This is a genomic window from Vibrio phycocola (assembly GCF_053850235.1).
Genome location: NZ_JBSQDJ010000002.1, coordinates 41,420 through 60,842, shown reverse-complemented (window position 1 = coordinate 60,842; position 19,423 = coordinate 41,420). Strand labels below are relative to the sequence as shown.

The window sequence follows — 19,423 nt, the reverse complement described above, 5'->3', positions numbered from 1 at the left end:
TAATATTTATCAGTCTTAATTTACTTGGCTTTGTTCATGAACGCACTACATTCGGTTTTTCACGAATTAAAAAATATTGCGGCCAACGCGAATCACCGGTTAGCTTATACTATTGATTCGCTAGATCAGGCGCTAATCGATTCTTGTATCCAACAACTACTGCTCGTATTCGAGGAGAATATCGTGGTAGAACTTGGGGGAACAGTACACGGTAAACATTCGATATTGGTGGAATATAATCGGGGTAAAGGGTTCTTGGGTCGCGATATCGATTTACTACTTGTCGATTTATCTGCTGGTTTTGACGCAAATAGTTTTAATTCATTGTGTGGTTGTTTGCGTGGTGGTGGTCTTCTTTTTTTCTATAATCAATCTAGTTTATCATCTTCTTATTCTGACCGTTGGTTGCTCCGTTCTTTAGCACAACTTCCTTCAGTTTCACCACTTGATCTTGACTCGTCGACTTTCTCAGTTGCTAAAAATATACCCATAAACTCAATTGGTTTATCAGATAGAAGTAATCTAACTGAGCAAAATAGCGCGATATCCCACATTGTAAAAGTCGCATCTGGTCGGAATAGCCGCCCACTATTACTCACTGCGGACCGTGGCCGGGGTAAAACATCTGCATTGGGTATGTCTGTTGCCGAGTTATTTAAGTCAGGTCACGCGCATTATATCGTGATTTGCGCTCCTTTATTTGCTTCTGTTTGCAATGCCTTTGTTCATGCAAACCTTGCTCTGCGAGATTCAGTTCTCACTAAGGGGAGGTTGGAATATGGCGATTGTGTCTTTGAATTCGTTCCTCCTGATAGGTTGCTTGACGAAACTCCTGAATGCGATTTAATGCTCATAGACGAAGCCGCTGCCATTCCTGTTCCCATACTCATGGATATCGCAAAACGCTATTCTCGAGTCGTATTTTCGTCGACACAACATGGCTACGAAGGATGTGGTCGCGGATTCTCTCTTAAGTTTTGTTCATGGATAAAGTCTGTCTATCCAAATCTTCGCCAAGTCCACCTTTCACAACCCATACGTTGGGCTAAGAACGATCCGTTGGAATTGTGGCTAGAATCTGCGTTTATGTTTAACTCACAAGTTCCTATGTATGAGGTAAATGAATTTAATTTTGAACAACTCACCTTTTCTCGGGTTTCTAAACCGCGTCTGTATACCGACATCAATTTATCCAATTCTTTATTTTCATTATTAGTTCATGCTCACTATCAAACGTCTCCTAATGATTGGTTTTCATTACTCAGTAACGATGCGATATCTGTATACGTATCTACAATAGATGATGTTCCAGTCGGATGTCTTTTAGCTGTAGAAGAAGGCCCGATAGCGAATGAACTCGTTGAAGACATCTCTCTTGGTCGACGTCGACCACCTGGTCATTTGGTTCCGGTTACCTTGATCAATCAACTAGGCATTGATGATGTTTATAATTTGACATGTTTACGAATCATGAGAATCGCTGTTCATCCAAGTTTGACTCGTTGTGGCATAGGCAGAAAGTTGATCGAATTTACGCTCAAGGACACGAATACTGACTATGTTGGAACAAGTTTTGGCGTTACCACTGGGCTGCATGACTTTTGGACACAGTGCCAGTTTATTCCCGTAAAGTTAGGCAGTCGCCGAGATCATGTTAGTGGCACTTATTCTATGTTGTATCTTCATACTCCTAACTTTGATTTTGTAAATGTATTACATCAACGTTTCCTCGCTACACTCCCCTTTATTGATTCAGCATTATTTTCGTCTCTGCCGATCGAACTGATTAGAAAGTTATTCACACATAATTCTAGGTGCCTATCTCCGATTGTTATGCCTCAGAGGTTACTTTATCGTTACTGTCAGGGCGGTTCTAACTTTGAAAGTGTCGAGCCATTGTTACGATATAGTTTTATTTCTTACCCTTCATGTAACGTACACCTTAGCGACCTAATTATTGCGAAAGTTATTCAATTGAAAAGTTGGAAAGCTTGCGCAAGTCAATTTTCTTTGTCTGGGAAATCAGCTGCAGAAGCTAAATTTCGCAGCGATGTTGAAAAATGGCTCAATTATTTACAGTGTAAAACCAGCCAAGATTAATTTTCCTCGACGTGGTATTTGTGAAATTTACAGTGTAAACGGTGTCCAACGTGACTGACAGCATAATTATATAGATCAAACATACGCCTTTTGGGAGCTATTGCTTACACTGTAATAAGGCATTTAGCTAGAGTAATTGAGTATGTGGCAGAATTTTCTATCGCTTGACGACAGTGGAACTTGCATAGTTGCGAAGTTGAGTGATGATGTGAAATTAACGCAGCGTTTAACTAAAAGTGGTGTTAACGAAGTGATCGCGGATCTAAATGCGGACACTTATTACTTGGACTCCGAACAGTTGGATCAGTTTATCACGTGGGCTAACGAGAAAAATCACAAAGCGTTAGAAGGCGTCATTGTGGCGGAAATAAAAAATGCCGAACTCTCTATAGAAATTAGTGAAGATAAAATGCTCGCCCATATGATTGTAACCGGGGCTTATGGTGGTCGTGGTTTACGTGGTAGTGAAATTGTACATGCATTAGCGGAGAGTCATGTAACTAAGGGAATTAATAAGCTCGCATTAAAAAAAGTCCTTCAGATTAGCAATTCTTTAGAAGCTGGTAAAGAATACACACAGGCTGTTGCCGTAGGTAAAAAAACGGTTCCTGGTCGAGATGGCCGCCTGAAACCTCTTATTCCTGATGTGACAAAACAAGTTTTGGCTCCACAAGCAGAAGGTAATTCTACTAAAGTGGACATGCGAAACCTTGGGGATACTGTGAGTGTCGAGGTTAATCAACCAGTCTTAAAGCGTGAACCTCCGACACAAGGTAATGCTGGCTATACAGTTCATGGGGATGCGTTAGATTTGCTTCCTGGGAAAGATGTGACATTAAAAGTTGGTAAAGGAACAGAGATTGACGCGAATGATTCTAACCTTCTCATTGCCACTGAAACAGGGATGCCTTTAATAAAGGATGGAACCGTTCATATTGAGAATGCGCTTTGTATGGAAAATATTAGCGTGAAAACTGGCCACGTTAAATTTAAAGGCAGCCTAGTTGTTACTGGCAATATAGAGGCAGATATGGTTGTCCGGGCGACTGGAAATATATTAGTCGGTGGGTTTATTGAATCCGCAGATGTTCAGGCGCAAGGCGATATTTTTGTAAAGAAAGGAATTATTGGCCATACCGTAAGTGAAGGAGATCCAAAAACTTGTACAGTAAAGTCAGGTGGTTCGATAAAAGCGAATTATGCACAGTACTCACTGCTGCAATCTCATCACCATATTCACCTTGCTATGCACTCATTGAGCAATGACCTTAGCTGCGGCGAAGATTTAACGGTACTCGATTCTCGGATTCAGCATGGAACATTAAGCGGTGGACATACAAAAGTTGGTGGTAAGGTGATTTGTTATAACTTAGGAGTAGAAGGTGATACGCCTACGAGTGTTGAATGTTTTGCTTGCTATTCATCCATGAAAGCGAGAATCGAAACTCTACGAGAACAGTACTTACTTGCACAAGATAAAACGATGAAGCTAGTACGACGTGAGTTGGATTTTAAAAAGAAACCAAAGTCGGAACGCTCTGATAACGAAGAACAAGAAATTGAAGAACTAAAAGAATCGGCTAATGAGGCTATGATCGTCGCTAAAAACGTTTTAGACGTGTCTAACAGCGATTTAGAGGAAAGTTTGGAACGTAATACCATTGAAGTAAAACATCAGGTCTACACGCATGTAACACTCCAATTTGGAAATGAACAAATAATAACTAAGAATGAACATGGAGCAAGTCTATTTTCTTTTAACCAATATGAGATAAGTTGTAAGTCTGCACTATTGGATTCCGACATAAAAGGGGATTTATAGTTTCAATTCAATCGTCGGTTGGAGAGTAAAACGCTAGTAAACAATGTATCTACTAGCGCAGCTATCTAAATTGTACAAATGTTTAGCCTTATACCGTACATCATTTTCTATCTGTTGATTTCACATTTCCTTGGCGTAATTCGTTTAATACGTCTTCTTTCGGACCATCGGCGATAATGCTGCCTTTCTCCATTACAATAATCCGATCCACAATGTCGAGCATTGTGGTTTTATGCGTGATTAGAATTAACGTCTCCTGTGAGTTCAATTGTTTCAGCATATTTTTGATGTTCATTTCTGTTCGATTATCCATCGCGCTGGTTGGTTCATCTAGCAACAGCACCGGAGGGCGGCCTAGAATCGCTCGAGCGATTGAAACCGACTGACGTTGACCTCCAGATAACAATTGACCGCCTTCGCCTACCTGACGCTCTAGACCGGCCGGTTCTTGCTGAGTAAATACACTGACACCAGCTCGATGTGCTGCTTCTAAAACATCATGGTCATCAGATAAAGGTCGTCCTAAGGTGATATTGTCACGAATAGACCCATAGAATAGAACGTTGTCTTGCGGCACACAGCCAATATTGCGACGTACATCAACATGGTGAAGTTGTGTAATATTGGTATCGTCGATACGTACATTACCTTCAGTTGGCTGGTATAACCCCATGATTAAGCGCTGGATGGTACTTTTCCCTGACCCGATACGCCCTATGATTGCCACTTTTTCACCTGGGTTTATCGTTAAACTCACGTCACGAATCGAAGCGACTGTTGAATTTGGATAGTTAAAGGAAACGCGGTCTAACTCTACTTTTCCTTTGAATATAGGGCGATGTATATAGCGTTTCCCTTCTTCTTGTTCATCTGGTAACGACATTATTTGTTCAATAATGGTCAGTGATGACTTTGCCTGATTGTAACGAGTGGAAAGGAGAGACAATTGAATCATCGGAGAAATAGCTCTTCCACTTAGCATTGTAGCGGCGATTAGACCACCTAAGGTAAGTTCTCCATCCCCGATCATATATACACCGACAATCACAATGCCAACTGTACAAGCTTGCTGGACGAATCCTGCTACATTTTGTACACCATCTGTAATTCGGCGACTTTTCAAGCTCCAGTTTGACATATGAGCGACAGCTTCTTCCCATCGAAATTGGAATTGGCTTTGTGCACCAAACAGTTTTACCGTCTCGAGTCCATAAATGCTCTCAATTAAATTGGCGTATTTTTGCGATGCCAAACGAGACCCTTCTTCTATAGCAAGGCGGAGCTTATCTTGAACAAAGTAGGAATATACGGCAACGATGATTACCCCTGCTATTGGGACTAAAACAACGTTCCCAGCGAGCAGCCAAATTATGGCCAAGAATAACAACGAGAAGGGCAGGTCTATTAACGTTGAAATTGTCGCCGATGTGAAAAACTCGCGAATGGATTCGAACTCTTGGAGGTGCCTAGCAAATGCCCCCGTTGACGCAGGACGAGCCTCTAAACGAATACCGAGTACTTTGGCATACAGTTTTGATGATATAAGTACGTCGGTTTTCTTGCCTGCGACATCAATGAAATAACTGCGTAATAGCTTTAGGACGACATCAAATATAAAGACGAGCAGTATGCCTGTAGTAAGTACCCAAAGGGTTTCATAGGCTAAGTTTGGTACCACCTTATCGTACACAAGTCGTGAAAACAGCGGGATCGATATGGCGAACATATTAATTAAAACCGATGCAATAAGAACGTCTCGGTAGATTTTCTTTGATTGCCAAATTGTGTTCCAAAACCAATGCCCTTCGCTTGGTTTGAGAACATCGGGAGAACGCTCATCGTAGCGAAACTGCTTTTTGACCATAAAGTAACGCTTGGTATAACGCTCTCTTAAGTCGTCCACACTCATCGCTACAGGAGTCATTCCTGAGTCAGAAAAGACGATCTCTGCTTCTGTCTTATCTTCGTTAAAGCTATTTAAAACACAAGCTTGTCCATCTTTTAGTAGTAAAACAACCGGCAAGATCAACGTTGATATGTCGTCCAACTTTGCCGTGTTATTTTTTGCAATAAGACCGGCTCGTTCAGCGGCCCTTGGAAATAGATAAGTCGTTAATTTTCCATCAGATAGTGGTAAACCATTAATCAAAGCTTCAGGAGAATTCGCTAAACCGTAATATCGACTGACGTAAATAAGCGAATTGAGAAGAGTATCTTGCATTTAAATCTACCTTTACTTATCTACTATAAAGCCTTGGAATACATCGATAAAATTATCGGCCAAAAACTCTAGTTGTTGTGTAGTTTCGACTCGTGAAGCGATGGTGATGATATCAAGGTTTTGCGCTGTTCTTGATATGGATGTCAACGTATAGGTTTGTTTTTCATCATCCAAGTGATGCGTGAAGAGATAATCGAGTTTGACGTATTTTGGACGGTACTCATTGAGGTAGTCTAACGATTCAAAGTGGCGACCATAATTGTCGACACCAATGTAAGCTCCAGCATTACGAACAGCATTACAAAATAACGCACTGTAGTGTGGCGTATCGATAAAGCATGATTCGGGTAACTCAAAATGTAAGTATTGGGCGATAGTTGGGTTACGGCTTAGTAAATTGTTTACCCAACGGATGAAGCTAGGTTGTTTGATACTACTTGGTGCAATATTGATGGCATACGTTCCGCTTAGAGTTTTGTTTTCTAAACGGCTAACGATTTGCTGGATCACATATTGGTCGAAGATATGGCTAACACCAAGTTGCTCTAGTGCAAATAGATATTGGATAGCACTATAGCGTTGACCGTCTTTCTCTATGGAAGAGAAAACTTCATTGTGGAGAATATCACCAGCTTTATTGCTAGCCGATTGATAGCGAAATTTCACATAGCCATGGTCAATTGCGTCTTCGACTAACGCTTTCCACTGCTGTTTACCCATGATCTCTGTATCGTTTTCGCTCGCGATAAATCCATACGGAAGTTTTGGGTTTACTCGTGCAGCAGCAAGGGCGTTATCTAAGAATGACATAATGTCTGATGTAGTCTTATTCGCTTTATTACTTACAATACCTAGATAGACCTCAGCGCTTGCCATTCCTGTCGGATCGGGGTTGAGATCTGCGACAGCATTGAGAATATTCTCGGCAAGGTTCGGGATTTTTTTGTCCTCAATATTTGGGAATATATAAGCGAATTCGAACTCAGATAGGCGTCCTAAAACGACATCCTTGTTGTTTACTAAACGAAGTTTGTCCGCTAGTTCTTTTACAGCTTTGTCGCCAATCTCATACCCATTTGCCTTATAAAGATCTTCCATATAGCTTGCTTGCAGAATGGCAATAGCACCAATACCACCTTCGGTTAACCAACTATTTAGCTGTGTCATGTAAAATGAACGGTTTCCGAGCCTCGATACGGGGTCGATATAGGCGCGCTCACGAAGTCTTTGTGCTTCTTGAACTTGATTCTTAAAGCCTTTCTCAACTTGCGCAGACATGTAATTGATACCATCTACGACATACACCAAGTCTTTTGTTCTCGGTTGGGGTAGGGGGCTACCGAATTGATTTCGGGCGACTTGCTCCATTTTTTCGACAATGGTTTGAAGTGGCTTTAGCGCATAGCGAATGATAATCGCGATCGCCACAAGTGCGATGATAAAGACAAAACCAAAGGCGACAACAAGTCTATTCAATGCGCTCCAAAGTTGCTGATAGGCCCCTCCTGGGTGACTAACAATCTCAATACTGGCTTGTTGCTTCCAACTGTTACTAGTGAGGACTGCTTTTTTATGGATAGGCTCAAATAATTCAAATGAAGTAAACCAAGAGGGAACATTACTAGGGCTAATGGGATAGATACGCTCAATATCGGTTCGAGAGTCATCAATATAATCTAACTTCACTAATGAATATGAACTACCGTCAAAAAGGGCATTAATGACGGATTCAGAGGCAACGGCATCATCCTCGTCTAAATAGGGGGCGAGAGCTAGGCCTAGCGCATTAATGGTATTAGTGACTTCAGAGTCTTGCTGCTGCTCTAAGTTCGCTCTAGTGGTGCTTAATTCAATAATAAATACTGCACTAATTAACACAATAAATAGCGCTATCATTCCCGAAACAATCTGTTTATATAAAGTCATTTTGGTCCTACTTACTAGTATTTAACTATTGGTTTATTGAAGACTAAGGAACGTTGTTTTTCGCGTAAATCATTCCATAAACTTAAGCGAGATGATTCACCGGCGAGTTGCCCATTTTTGGATTTCATTAACCACAAACTTGTACCGTTAAAACTATAAATTGGGAGGAGATCCCTGCGTACTGTTGACGGTTTTATCTTTGGAATCAAATTATCTAATATTAGTGGAACAGATGTTGGCGTTTCATAGTAGGCCAAGACCATATGAAATAAATTATAATCGAGGGCTTTAACGTAGACTAACCTAAGCTTTTCGTCAGGAATGCCAACTTCTATCAATGAAAAATACTTCGCAATCGTAAAATCTTCACAATCACCCGCATTGGCACCAAGAAACTCCAATGGAGTCGCCCAGTAATCATTTTTACCCCATAAATCGATATCGTTAACAAATTTCATTCGATTGAAGAACTGGTTAACCATTTGCAGCTTCTTAAGGGTCGGATAGGTTTTGTACTTTTCCATTGCATTGCGCCACGATTCAACTCGTTTTCCAGCCCGCTTACCATAGAATGTTGATACTTGATCGATCCACATCTGATCTCTGGTATTAAGTGCCTGAGGTGAAGCAACTATGAATAAAAAACAGAGCAAAATAGCTAGGCGTCTTATTAACATTCCACACCTCTACATAATGTAAATATCATAGTTTTATTATTCACGTAGAGAATTCTTCTTTGCACTTAATATTGGTCCCAATAAATACTCCATAACAGTGCGCTTGCCTGTGATTATGTCGACGGATGCTGTCATACCAGGAATTATTGGTAACTCTCCATTTGTATTAAGTGAGTTTGAGAATGTTCGGACTCGAACTAGGTAATAGCTATTTCCTTCTTCATCTTGTTGGGTATCGGCTCCGATATATTCTAGTGAACCAGGAAGCCCCCCAAACTTAGTAAAATCATATGCACTAAACTTAACCACAGCGGTGAGCTCCGGGCGTAAAAAAGCGATATCCTGTGGAGCAATACGTGCTTCGATAAGCAAGTTATCTTCCGATGGTACGATATCGGCGATATCCATTCCGGGTTTGATAACGCCACCTACGGTATTGGCATAAAGCGCATTGACAGTACCGTTTACAGGTGACGTGATTACAGTTCGGTTTACTTTATCTTCGAGGCCAACGGCAGACTCGGAACTGGATGAGAGTTTGTCTTGGGCTTGGTTGAGTTTTTGCTGTTGCTCAGAACGGAATTTTTGTGCGGTTTCAATACGAGCATACAAGCTTTCTCTGATCATCGCTTCTGTCGATGGAATTTTAAGTCGACTGGTTGATAACTCTCGCTGTGCATCATTGACTTGACGTTGGAGCTTGAGAAAATCGGTTAATGGCACGACGCCTTCATCAGCGAGTGGTTTTGTTATATTAAGCTCTTGTTTTACAAGGTTATAGCTTGCGCGTTGGTTATTGACTCTAGATTTTAATTCTACGAGCTCCTGTCGTTTTTGTTTAACCTGCTCATCGACAACCGCTATTTTATTTCTCAAATTATCGAGTTCTTGGCGATATTGGGCTTTCTGGCGAGAAACTAACCTCGGTTCTTCTTGTTCTAGTTGTTCTGGAAATTCGAGTTTGTCATAACTGATGATGACACTCTTTTGCCAATCGGAACCTTCAATTACTTCACTAATCACGACACTATCAATTGAAGCAGAGAGTTCAATGGCGGTCGCTTGTAGATTCGCTAGGTCTTGTTCACGCTCTCTAAAGTCAGAAAGAAAACGAGTTTCATCTAGTAGTAGAAGTTGCTGTCCCTTTTTAACGTGTTGACCTTCTCGAACGAGAATTTCTTTGACTAATCCCCCTTCAAGGTTTTGAATCACTTGAATTTGTGATGAAGGGACAACTTTTCCTTGCCCAACCGTCATTTTATCTATTTCAGCAAACGAAGCCCAAATGACAGCAAAAATGAAAAACAATAGCATCACCCACAGCATGACCCTAGCCTTGTGTGGCGTATTAAGTAAGAGTGCCGCCGTTTTATCGTCGACGTATTCTAGCTCCTCAGAGGAGAGCTCGTTGTAGCTGTCCTTTGGCATCCGAACATCCTAATTTCATTGTGAAATACACAATGGATATGTATCTATAGAACTAAGTTTAGGACATGGTGATTTTTACGCAAAAATTCATTGTCAGTATTTTAATGAAATTAAGGAAGCAGATTGAGCCAAGGCTTGAGTTCCTATGATGAAGGGAGCACAATTACCCAAAACCTATTTGGATTTTAGAGCTTGGAGTAAAAATGGAACTCACTGATATTCGTCGCGAATACATTAAAGGTGGCCTTCGTCGTAAGGACTTAATGAACAGTCCTTTCCAACAGTTTGATGTTTGGATTAAGCAAGTGATCGATGCAAAGCTTACCGATCCAACCGCAATGACTATTGCTACTGTTGATGAAAGTGGTCAGCCATTTCAGCGTATCGTGCTTTTAAAACACATCGATGAAGATGGGCTCGTTTTCTACACTAATCTGGGCAGCCGAAAGGCACAGCATTTAGCTTCGAACAGCAAGATTAGTGTTCACTTTCCTTGGCACATGTTGGAACGACAAGTTCATATCACTGGGCATGCGGAAAAATTGACGACAATGGAGAATATTAAATATTTCACATCTCGTCCTAAGGAGAGTCAGATTGCCGCTATCGCTTCTCATCAGAGTAGCCGGATATCGGCCAGAGGAATTCTTGAGGGAAAGTATTTAGAACTGAAGAAAAAATTTGAAAGTGGTGATATACCCGTGCCAAGTTTTTGGGGTGGATATCGGATTAAACCGGAAAGCTTCGAGTTTTGGCAAGGTGGTGAACATCGACTTCATGATCGCTTTTTATATTGCCGACAAGACAATAATTGGAATATCGATAGGTTAGCGCCTTAAGTAATGTGCACACTCTCAGTAGTTCTTACTTATTTTTATATCGTTCCGTATAAGATCATAACGTTATCTGTGAATATGTAAGGTGTTTTTTTTTGAGAGTGTCGATTTACTTTTTCGTATCACTAGGTCGAAAATGGGCTATCGATATTGAGGCTAGCGCAGAGTTCAACAATTGCAAGAGAGAGACTTGAGCGAATAACTTGTTGAATTCGGCTCATATGAAGTTGATGCAGTTGCGGGTCCATATCGCTGCTTGGCTGAGGGAAGTCAAAGGCAACATTTCCGACTGATTTCATTGCAGTAAGGTTTTTAATCCGATCTAAAATGACTTGATCAGTAAACTGATATTCAAACCTTTCGCTGTTTAGAAATCCTTTGATACTGAGAATGCTTTCGATATCGTGAAATGTCTTATCAGGCACGACACCTAAGCCGTAAAGTAGCTTTAGGCGGACTAAAAGGTCACCAAGTGGGCCATTGGAGTCGAGAAGGGGATTAATAACAGATTTTACAGCGAGATAGTCACTGCGAAAAATTCGTTGAGTAAGCATGTCAATGGCTAACTCAAAAATTTCATCGGCCGCAATGAAAAAACCGCGAACAGATGGGGCTGCATTCAGTTGCTCGATAATATATGTTTCGTTTATCGTGTCAGCCATAAATCACATCAGAGAGTAAAAAGGGAGGGGAGTTCCCTCCCTAACATTCTTATAAAGTCGCGAAAATTTCCACGACTTCTTTTGCTTCTTTTCCGTCTGCTTCGAGACCTGAATATTTAACTAGCGTCGCGATAACACCATTTGCTTTCAAATATTCTTGTAATTCGATAGCTTGTGGGTCGGATTCGTTAGTATATTTCAGAGCTGCAGCAACACCTTTTAAAAGTGTCGAATTGCTCGTTGAGTATTCAATTGTACCAAGTAGAGGTTTGATCAAGCGATCTCCTGCACCCAGTTTACGAATTGGCTGGCGTCCTACACGGTCTACTTCATCGACTAGGTAAGGGTTAGCAAAACGAGACAAGATTTTCTGTATATATGCAGCATGAGCATCTTTGTCGAAATCGTAACGACGAATTAGAACTTCACCACTTTCTTGCATGGCTTTGGTCACGTCTGCCTTGATAGCATCGTTCTCAATCGCTTCTTTGATCGTTGCGAAGCCGTTGAGGCAACCAAGGTAAGCCGTAACACAGTGGCCTGTATTGAGAGTAAACAATTTACGTTCAACAAACGCCATTAAGTTGTTTGTTTTTTCCATACCAGCGATAGTTGGAATATCACCTTTGAATTGACTTTCATCGACAATCCATTCACTAAAGCTTTCTACGGTTACATCAAGAATGTTGTCAGAAGCTTCTGCTGGTGGGACAATTCGGTCTACTGCTGAGTCTACGAAACCAACAAGCTCTTCGGCTTGCTCTTGTAGATCCGCTGGAAGGTGTTTGAAAACTTGAGCTTTAAGGTGTGTTGTACCACGTACCATGTTTTCACACGCGATAACATTAAGAGGAGCTGTGTTTCCAGAAGTGATTCTTTTTGCGATACCATCTGCAATTGTTTTTGCGATGATGTCTAATACTGTTGGACCAACAGCGGTAGTTACTAGGTCAGTTGCAGCAATCGCGTCAACGATTTCAGGGCCGTTTGATAAGATACCTGTCACATTTGTTACTGTGTCGATTTGGCAATCTTCGCCAACAACTTTAACTTGATATTGATTGTCAGATGCTAGTTTAGCAACGACTTCTTGATTTACATCGGCAAAAGTAACGTGGATACCTGCATCTGCAAGTAGTTTACCGATAAAGCCACGACCAATGTTTCCTGCGCCAAAATGAATTGCATTTTTCATAAAAAATTTACCTAAAATGATTTGTAGAAATGAGGTCGGTATTTATCCACCGACCTCAATTCAACTAGGAACTTAAGAAGCTAAGTATCCTATTTTAACTAAGTATTTCTAAAACAGCATTTACGTCACTTGTAGAAGTTAGTACGTCAATCGCATCTGGATCGTCCAGAGCATTAGTAATAGTGGTGATTACTGCGATGTGTTCATCATTTTTCGCTGCAATACCGATTACTAATTTTGCCACACCATCTTCGTCGTCAGTAAATTGTACGCCGTCAGGGTATTGACAGATAATAATCCCCGTTTCCATTACCTTATCTTTTGCATCAATAGTTCCGTGAGGTACGGCGATTGATTCTCCTAGATAAGTAGAAACCATCTTCTCGCGCTCGAACATTGCATCAACGTATTCTGGTTGAGCATACCCAAGTTCGACAAGTTTATTACCTGCGAAGCGAATTGCTTCTTCTTTGTTCGATGCTTTCAATCCAAGCTGGACGTTCTTAGCTTCGATCTTAAATACCGACTTTTTTCCGCTGTCTTCACTCGCCTCCTTTGCAGCTGCGCCTGAAGCATTGCCTTTAAGTTCACTTACCAAGTTGTTGTACATTTCATTATCTAGGAAGTTAGTTAATGAGATGTGGTGTGCACTTGGAGCATGTTTTACAGCACGGTCAGTAAGATCTTTGTGAGTTACAACGATATCGACATCTTGTGGAAGGTTGTTGATTGCTAGGTTAGTAACGCTAATGTCTAAACCAGCTTCTTGAACCTTTTTGCGTAGCATGCTTGCGCCCATTGCGCTTGAACCCATACCTGCATCACAAGCTACGATGATTTTCTTAACACCTGAAGTTGGTGTTGAAGTCGACGCTTGACCTTTAGATTCAGCTTTCATTGAACTCATTTGTGAGCTTGCTTTTTCTAGAGAACCTTCATCTTCGTCAGTTGAACCTGAAGTTTTAAGTAGAAGTGAAGCAACTACGAATGTTACTGCTGCAGCACAAACTACAGAAAGAATAACGCCAACAAATGCTGCTTTAGGAGTCATCAGTAATACAGCAAAGATTGAACCAGGAGATGCTGGAGAAATTAGACCAGAATCGAACATAACGTTAACGAATACACCCGTTGCACCACCAGCCATCATAGCTAGGATTAGACGAGGGTTCATTAGAACGTATGGGAAGTAAATCTCGTGGATACCACCCAAGAAGTGAATGATAGAAGCACCAGCAGCAGATTGCTTAGCACTGCCTTTACCAAATACCATGTACGCTAATAGAAGACCTAGACCAGGACCTGGGTTAGCTTCAATAAGGAAGAAGATTGATTTACCTGCTTCTTCAGCTTGTTGTACACCTAGTGGAGTAAAGATACCGTGGTTGATAGCGTTGTTTAAGAATAGGATCTTAGCCGGCTCAACAAAAAGAGAAGTTAAAGGTAATAGGTGTGCTTGAACCAACACGTCAACACCAGCTGCTAGAGCAGTAGAAACGCCTGATACGAATGGACCGATTACGAAGAATGCGATGATTGCACAGATCATACCGATGATCCCTGCAGAGAAGTTGTTTACCAACATCTCAAAACCGCTCTTAACTTTACCTTCTATAGCTTCATCAAATTTCTTGATTGCTAAGCCACCCAAAGGACCAGCAAACATAGCACCCATAAACATTGGAATGTCGGTACCAACAATAACACCCATTGTTGTTACTGCACCAACGACAGCACCACGCTCACCGCCAACCAATCTACCACCAGTATAACCGATAAGAATTGGAAGAAGGTTTACAATCATAGGACCTACGAGCTTAGCAAGTGTCTCGTTTGGTACCCAACCTGTTGGAATGAAAAGTGCAGTAATGAAACCCCAAGCAATAAATGCTCCGATGTTTGGCATTACCATATTAGATAAGAAGCGACCAAAGTTTTGAACCTTGACCTTAGCATCTGGTGATAACATATGAATTCCCCGTTCGATGATCAGTTAGAATTTTGTTGTTGTTTTAGCGGCTATATATAGTCGCTAGTTCGTTTAGGTCCTAATAAACATAACACATAAAATGAGATTCGATTTAACGGGCTAAATTTCGTGACCATAGCCTCATAATTGGTAAGTTGTCGGAAAAATAATGTGATCTTGATCATCAAAAGTGTGTGTAATTATCTTACATAGGATAAGTGATAGAAGAGTCAATTTGTTTTTTAGGGCGTGGATCACATTGTTGAAAAGTTTTTTTTTAATCTTTGGGTGATATTCCTCACAAAATTAATCTTTAATTTTTTCTCACTTTAAATTTAAGTGATATTGCTCCCAAAAATAGATTGTTTATGAATGATTCAGCAATAAAACCATAGTTTGATTGGCTGTTCTGTAATTTTTATACATTTTACATTGGGCTGTCAGAGTGCTTGGTATTTGCTTTATAATGGGAATTCTGACTGTAGTATGAGTATTTTTTCATTTTAGAGTTAGATCTCGAATCATTACTAACTTTAGTATGTTTTTTTTCTTCGCTTAAGATAATGCAATATCAATGAAAAATAGAGTTATCGTATCTGTTCGCTCAGAAAGTGGCATACAACGCTTTCACTTTGCGAAACCCACTTTCCGTTTTATTAAGTTTTCTATTTTAGGCTTAGTCATTGGCTCTGTTTGTGCAGCTGGTGTTATTTATCAGCTTAATCATGAAGTGACTATTGCGAAATCTAAGCAAAATGAACTTCAGGTTCAATCTACATCTTTGCTTCAAGAAGTGGAGAGCTTGAGTGAGCTCAAACAAGAATTAGAATCAGATGTATCGAATCGTGAAGAGCAAATGCTACAAGTTGCTGATCGACTTGAAGATCTCGAACGATTATTAGGCGTTATTGATCCTGACGTTGAATTAATTTCTCGTCTTGATACTGCTTCTATCACCTCGCAAATGCGAACAATGATGCTGAATCAAATTCCAAGTGGTGCGCCTGTCATTAATGCGCCAATCTCATCGGGATATGGTAAAAGAGTTCATCCTATTACTGGAAAAGTGAAAATCCACCGTGGCCAAGATTTTGCGGTGAATACTGGTACACCTATTTACGCTCCAGCAGATGGCGTTATTGAAGCGGCTAGGGCAAGCAATAAAGGGTCGGGTAATTTTCTACGGATTCAACATTCATATGGCTTCACTAGCTCTTACTCACATTTAAGTAAGTTCGCCGTAAAATATGGTGATTTTGTGAGTAAAGGGGATTTGATCGGCTACTCTGGTAATAGTGGTTTGTCATCAGGACCACATTTACATTATGAGGTAAGATTTGTTGGTAAACCCCTCAACCCACGTCCATTTGTAGATTGGAATGTGAGTAACTTTGAAGAAATATTTACTAAAGTAAAAGGCATTAAATGGGATGCTTTAGTTGCAGGAATTGAGAGTCGAGTTAGCAATCAACTTCAACTTTCATCTAAAGATAGAAAATCTAAATTTGTTCCAGAAAGCTAATCGTTCTTTGGTAAGAGGAAAGGGTGGATATTCATCATCCTTTTTTGTTTTCATGCATTGAGTAAAGTAAATATCTGCTAAACTTATCAATATTTGATTTCGAGGCGGTGTCATGAATTTACAACGTTACTACAAAGGGAAACGGCGTTACCTATTGCTGACCATTGTCTTGCTGTTGACAGGATGCTTTGGAGAGAGCAAAGAGTTGATGTTTAACGGTGTTTATACCAATCCAAATAATTCCGATCAACTTAAATTTTCGGATGGTCAGGTCGAGATACAATCCGATGGACAAACGCTTGTCGCCCCTTTCACTATTGACGATGATACGGTCGTTATTGAAGTAAAACGTCATTCTCAAGAAAAACGCCCGGAAATCGTCATGCGTATTTATAGTGACGGAGAACGACTCACTTGTAGCTCGTGTGCGATGTACGATCTTAGTAATATATGGAATCGTATTACCAAATGATCGAGACAGTGATTTCAATTCTTATTGGCTGAAAAGATATTATATTTAAATGAACAAGATCGCGACACTAGGTCCTTCAGGGACGTTTTCTGAGATCGCTACGCATCGTTATCTCGCAACTCAATCACAGTCAAATTATGAAATTAACTATTACCCTTCGATAAAAGCAGTGTTTAATGCCATTGGCGATGAGTGTGACATCGGCGTATTACCCATCGAAAATTTCTCCGAAGGTTTTATTCCTGTTGTTTTGGATGAGCTAATAGCAAGTTCGTTAACTATTGTTGCTGAAATTGTGTTGCCAATTCACTTTTCTGTCGTCAGTCAGGCGAAGTCTGTTGATGAGATTCAACGGCTTTTTGTCCAGTTCGTCGCGAAGGGACAATGTAGCGAATTTCTCGATGGTTTAACCAATGCCAGTGTCACCTTAACAGAAAGCAATACTGAGTCATTACAACGATGTGAAGACCTTGGGGACGCAGCTATTGTACCAAGTCATACGGTGGAGCCTGCCGACTTTAATTTTTCTATCGATAATGTAAACGACTATCAAGAGAACCAGACTCGGTTTTTGGTGTTGTCTCGTAATGGCGATAACTCAGTAACTCAGACTTTAGCTTCCACCTTTAAAACAAGTATTATTGTGTTAGAAGGAAATGATTACCCTGGGCTTCTTGGTGATGTTTTGAATGAGTTCTCTCTGCGTTCAATTAATCTATCTTCTATTATTTCGCGACCTACTCGAAAGGAATTTGGTAAATATCATTTTTTCATTGATTTTGATGGCAGCCTTCAAGATAACAATGTGTCAGAAGCATTGACAACCATCAATGCTATGAATCCAGTCCAAGTACTAGGCTCTTATCAAAAGTGGGTTATTGATGAAGAGAGCCTATCAGAGAAACAGTGATTGATTAATCAGCATATGAGCCGCAATACTTGCGATGTAACCAAGTAAAATCACTGGGCTCCATTTTAGATGCCCCATAAATGTATAGTTCCCTTTTGAAGCGCCCATTAACGCCACTCCAGCAGCTGATCCAATCGACAACAAACTTCCGCCGACTCCTGCTGTAAGTGTTACTAGCAGCCAATGACCTAAACTCATGTCTGGGTTCATAGTCAGCACCGCATACATGACCGGAATGTTATCTACAATAGCTGAAAGTAACCCAACTGATATATTGGCCCACATTGGGTCCCACTCTGTATACATGGTCAATGAAACCATGTTGAGATAACCGAGTAGACTTAAGCCGCCTACACTCATTACAATTCCATAAAAGAAGAGCAATGTATCCCATTCAGCCTGTGACACTCGTTGGAATACATCAAATGGAATTGCATTTTGATATCGCTCTAGTGATTTAGCATCATTGCTGGCCTTGGCGATTTCAATTTTTCTCGCGACATGGAAGGCCATGGTTTTACGTAAATAAAATCCGAATAGTTGGAGATACGCAAGCCCGAGCATCATGCCGATGACAGGTGGAAAATCAAATGCTACATGGAAGAATACTGCCGTTGATATTGTGAGTACGAATAACATTACGATACGTTTTGCGCCCCGTTTAGTCTCAACTTCTTCGTGAATTAAATCCGGCTTACCTTTAGGAATAAAAAACGCCATGATCAGAGCAGGAACGATATAGTTGACGATTGAAGGGATCACGAGATCGAAAAATTGAGTAAACGATACTTTCGCTGTTTGCCAAACCATAAGCGTCGTAATATCACCGAAGGGACTAAACGCCCCACCCGCATTTGCTCCTACAACGATATTGATACAACAGAGCGTAATAAACTTTTTGTTGTTTTCCGCGACTTTTAACACTACCGCACACATGATGAGTGCGGTGGTTAGGTTGTCGGCGATCGGACTGATAACAAAAGCTAATATCCCGGTGATCCAAAATAACGTTTTATACTCAAATCCTTTGCTAATCATCCAAGACTTTAGGGCATCAAATAGACGACGCTCTTCCATAGCGCTAATGTAAGTCATCGCGACTAAGAGAAATAAAAACAATTCGCAATATTCGAGAAAATTATGCTCTAGAGCTTCTTGAGCGAGTTCAGATTGGCCGATTTGGGAAAACTGATAGCCGATTAATGCCCAAATGATTCCAGCGGCAAACAGTACTGGCTTAGACTTTCTGAGTTTTAGTTTCTCTTCCAGCATTACGACTAAGTAGGACAGGACAAATATGACGACGCAAGTGATACCAATAGCAGTGTGGGTGAGGTTAGGCGTGTTTTCAGATGAGGCAAAGCAACCAGAGCTTACGCTCATTAAAACGATAAACGCAATGAACAGTCTCATAATCAATTCCTTGGTCAAAGAAATGAAGAATAGGTTTTAGTTTGATGTTGCCATCAATGGTGTTCAGTGAGAAAGATTCAACCAGCGTGCCATTGATACCATTTTGGTTACATGTAGAGTTAAATTATGTAAACCCTGTTATCTATTTAATCAAATGAACATATAACAAGTGAATACTAATGTGTTGGCAAGAGTTGGCGCGTCGTTGCATTGTATGACAACTGAGATTACTCGGATTCATTCTTTAATCATGAACAAACCCGAGCTAAA

General features: G+C 40.6%; 14 protein-coding genes. 6 read left to right on the top strand and 8 right to left on the bottom strand.

Features of this window, described 5'->3' with window-relative positions:
* The first annotated feature begins 36 nt into the window (after positions 1 to 36).
* A complete protein-coding gene (locus ACWU4D_RS03620) occupies positions 37 to 2,100 on the top strand; it encodes a GNAT family N-acetyltransferase (RefSeq protein ID WP_456050030.1) in 2,064 nt (687 codons plus the stop codon).
* A gap of 142 nt (positions 2,101 to 2,242) precedes the next feature.
* Positions 2,243 to 3,922 carry a DUF342 domain-containing protein gene (locus tag ACWU4D_RS03615; RefSeq protein WP_456050029.1) on the top strand — a complete coding sequence of 560 codons (1,680 nt, stop codon included), beginning with the start codon at positions 2,243 to 2,245 and terminating at the stop codon, positions 3,920 to 3,922.
* Between the two features lie 100 nt (positions 3,923 to 4,022).
* Here the strand turns inward: ACWU4D_RS03615 and ACWU4D_RS03610 are convergent, their stop codons facing one another.
* The 4 genes from ACWU4D_RS03610 to ACWU4D_RS03595 are packed head-to-tail and all read right to left on the bottom strand — an operon-like array spanning position 4,023 to position 10,174.
* Complete coding sequence (locus ACWU4D_RS03610) at positions 4,023 to 6,143, bottom strand: type I secretion system permease/ATPase (RefSeq protein WP_456050028.1); 2,121 nt, start codon at positions 6,141 to 6,143, stop codon at positions 4,023 to 4,025.
* A 12-nt stretch (positions 6,144 to 6,155) separates the two neighbouring features.
* The gene (locus ACWU4D_RS03605; protein ID WP_456050027.1) at positions 6,156 to 8,069 is read right to left on the bottom strand and encodes a bifunctional diguanylate cyclase/phosphodiesterase; all 1,914 of its coding nucleotides are present in this window, start codon (positions 8,067 to 8,069) and stop codon (positions 6,156 to 6,158) included.
* Positions 8,070 to 8,083: 14 nt separating this feature from the next.
* Entirely contained in the window at positions 8,084 to 8,746 is a 663-nt protein-coding gene (locus tag ACWU4D_RS03600) for a transglutaminase-like cysteine peptidase (RefSeq protein WP_456050026.1), read from the bottom strand.
* Between the two features lie 36 nt (positions 8,747 to 8,782).
* Positions 8,783 to 10,174 (bottom strand): HlyD family type I secretion periplasmic adaptor subunit, encoded by a 1,392-nt coding sequence (locus tag ACWU4D_RS03595; RefSeq protein ID WP_456050025.1) that lies wholly within the window; start codon positions 10,172 to 10,174, stop codon positions 8,783 to 8,785.
* 203 nt (positions 10,175 to 10,377) lie between these two features.
* On the opposite strand from ACWU4D_RS03595, the gene pdxH reads away from it, so the two are divergent.
* Positions 10,378 to 11,013 (top strand): pyridoxamine 5'-phosphate oxidase, encoded by a 636-nt coding sequence (gene pdxH, locus ACWU4D_RS03590; protein WP_456050024.1) that lies wholly within the window; start codon positions 10,378 to 10,380, stop codon positions 11,011 to 11,013.
* A gap of 122 nt (positions 11,014 to 11,135) precedes the next feature.
* On the opposite strand, the gene ACWU4D_RS03585 is transcribed toward pdxH, so the two are convergent.
* The 3 genes from ACWU4D_RS03585 to ACWU4D_RS03575 form a co-directional block, all read right to left on the bottom strand.
* The gene (locus tag ACWU4D_RS03585; protein WP_456050023.1) at positions 11,136 to 11,672 is read right to left on the bottom strand and encodes an MltR family transcriptional regulator; all 537 of its coding nucleotides are present in this window, start codon (positions 11,670 to 11,672) and stop codon (positions 11,136 to 11,138) included.
* A 49-nt stretch (positions 11,673 to 11,721) separates the two neighbouring features.
* Positions 11,722 to 12,867 carry a mannitol-1-phosphate 5-dehydrogenase gene (locus ACWU4D_RS03580; protein ID WP_456050022.1) on the bottom strand — a complete coding sequence of 382 codons (1,146 nt, stop codon included), beginning with the start codon at positions 12,865 to 12,867 and terminating at the stop codon, positions 11,722 to 11,724.
* A 94-nt stretch (positions 12,868 to 12,961) separates the two neighbouring features.
* Entirely contained in the window at positions 12,962 to 14,836 is a 1,875-nt protein-coding gene (locus tag ACWU4D_RS03575) for a PTS mannitol transporter subunit IICBA (protein WP_456050021.1), read from the bottom strand.
* A gap of 574 nt (positions 14,837 to 15,410) precedes the next feature.
* On the opposite strand from ACWU4D_RS03575, the gene ACWU4D_RS03570 reads away from it, so the two are divergent.
* The 3 genes from ACWU4D_RS03570 (at position 15,411) to ACWU4D_RS03560 (ending at position 17,740) form a co-directional block, all read left to right on the top strand.
* Positions 15,411 to 16,358: a peptidoglycan DD-metalloendopeptidase family protein gene (locus ACWU4D_RS03570; RefSeq protein WP_456050020.1), complete on the top strand. Its 948-nt coding sequence runs from the start codon at positions 15,411 to 15,413 to the stop codon at positions 16,356 to 16,358.
* Positions 16,359 to 16,470: 112 nt separating this feature from the next.
* Entirely contained in the window at positions 16,471 to 16,830 is a 360-nt protein-coding gene (locus tag ACWU4D_RS03565) for a hypothetical protein (protein ID WP_456050019.1), read from the top strand.
* A 49-nt stretch (positions 16,831 to 16,879) separates the two neighbouring features.
* Positions 16,880 to 17,740: a prephenate dehydratase gene (locus ACWU4D_RS03560; protein ID WP_456050018.1), complete on the top strand. Its 861-nt coding sequence runs from the start codon at positions 16,880 to 16,882 to the stop codon at positions 17,738 to 17,740.
* On the opposite strand, the gene nhaD is transcribed toward ACWU4D_RS03560, so the two are convergent.
* Positions 17,726 to 19,123 (bottom strand): sodium:proton antiporter NhaD, encoded by a 1,398-nt coding sequence (gene nhaD / locus ACWU4D_RS03555; RefSeq protein ID WP_456050533.1) that lies wholly within the window; start codon positions 19,121 to 19,123, stop codon positions 17,726 to 17,728. The two genes, ACWU4D_RS03560 and nhaD, sit on opposite strands and share 15 nt — an antisense overlap.
* Positions 19,124 to 19,423 lie beyond the last annotated feature (300 nt).

What these genes read in the sequence shown, in the direction of transcription:
- ACWU4D_RS03605 (WP_456050027.1), bottom strand. Translation starts at nt 8,069, where the DNA reads ATGACTTTATATAAACAGATTGTTTCGGGAATGATAGCGCTATTTATT.
- nhaD (WP_456050533.1), bottom strand. Translation starts at nt 19,123, where the DNA reads ATGAGCGTAAGCTCTGGTTGCTTTGCCTCATCTGAAAACACGCCTAAC.
- ACWU4D_RS03615 (WP_456050029.1), top strand. Translation starts at nt 2,243, where the DNA reads ATGTGGCAGAATTTTCTATCGCTTGACGACAGTGGAACTTGCATAGTT.
- ACWU4D_RS03585 (WP_456050023.1), bottom strand. Translation starts at nt 11,672, where the DNA reads ATGGCTGACACGATAAACGAAACATATATTATCGAGCAACTGAATGCA.
- ACWU4D_RS03610 (WP_456050028.1), bottom strand. Translation starts at nt 6,143, where the DNA reads ATGCAAGATACTCTTCTCAATTCGCTTATTTACGTCAGTCGATATTAC.
- ACWU4D_RS03570 (WP_456050020.1), top strand. Translation starts at nt 15,411, where the DNA reads ATGAAAAATAGAGTTATCGTATCTGTTCGCTCAGAAAGTGGCATACAA.
- ACWU4D_RS03600 (WP_456050026.1), bottom strand. Translation starts at nt 8,746, where the DNA reads ATGTTAATAAGACGCCTAGCTATTTTGCTCTGTTTTTTATTCATAGTT.
- ACWU4D_RS03620 (WP_456050030.1), top strand. Translation starts at nt 37, where the DNA reads ATGAACGCACTACATTCGGTTTTTCACGAATTAAAAAATATTGCGGCC.
- ACWU4D_RS03575 (WP_456050021.1), bottom strand. Translation starts at nt 14,836, where the DNA reads ATGTTATCACCAGATGCTAAGGTCAAGGTTCAAAACTTTGGTCGCTTC.
- ACWU4D_RS03560 (WP_456050018.1), top strand. Translation starts at nt 16,880, where the DNA reads ATGAACAAGATCGCGACACTAGGTCCTTCAGGGACGTTTTCTGAGATC.
- pdxH (WP_456050024.1), top strand. Translation starts at nt 10,378, where the DNA reads ATGGAACTCACTGATATTCGTCGCGAATACATTAAAGGTGGCCTTCGT.
- ACWU4D_RS03580 (WP_456050022.1), bottom strand. Translation starts at nt 12,867, where the DNA reads ATGAAAAATGCAATTCATTTTGGCGCAGGAAACATTGGTCGTGGCTTT.
- ACWU4D_RS03595 (WP_456050025.1), bottom strand. Translation starts at nt 10,174, where the DNA reads ATGCCAAAGGACAGCTACAACGAGCTCTCCTCTGAGGAGCTAGAATAC.
- ACWU4D_RS03565 (WP_456050019.1), top strand. Translation starts at nt 16,471, where the DNA reads ATGAATTTACAACGTTACTACAAAGGGAAACGGCGTTACCTATTGCTG.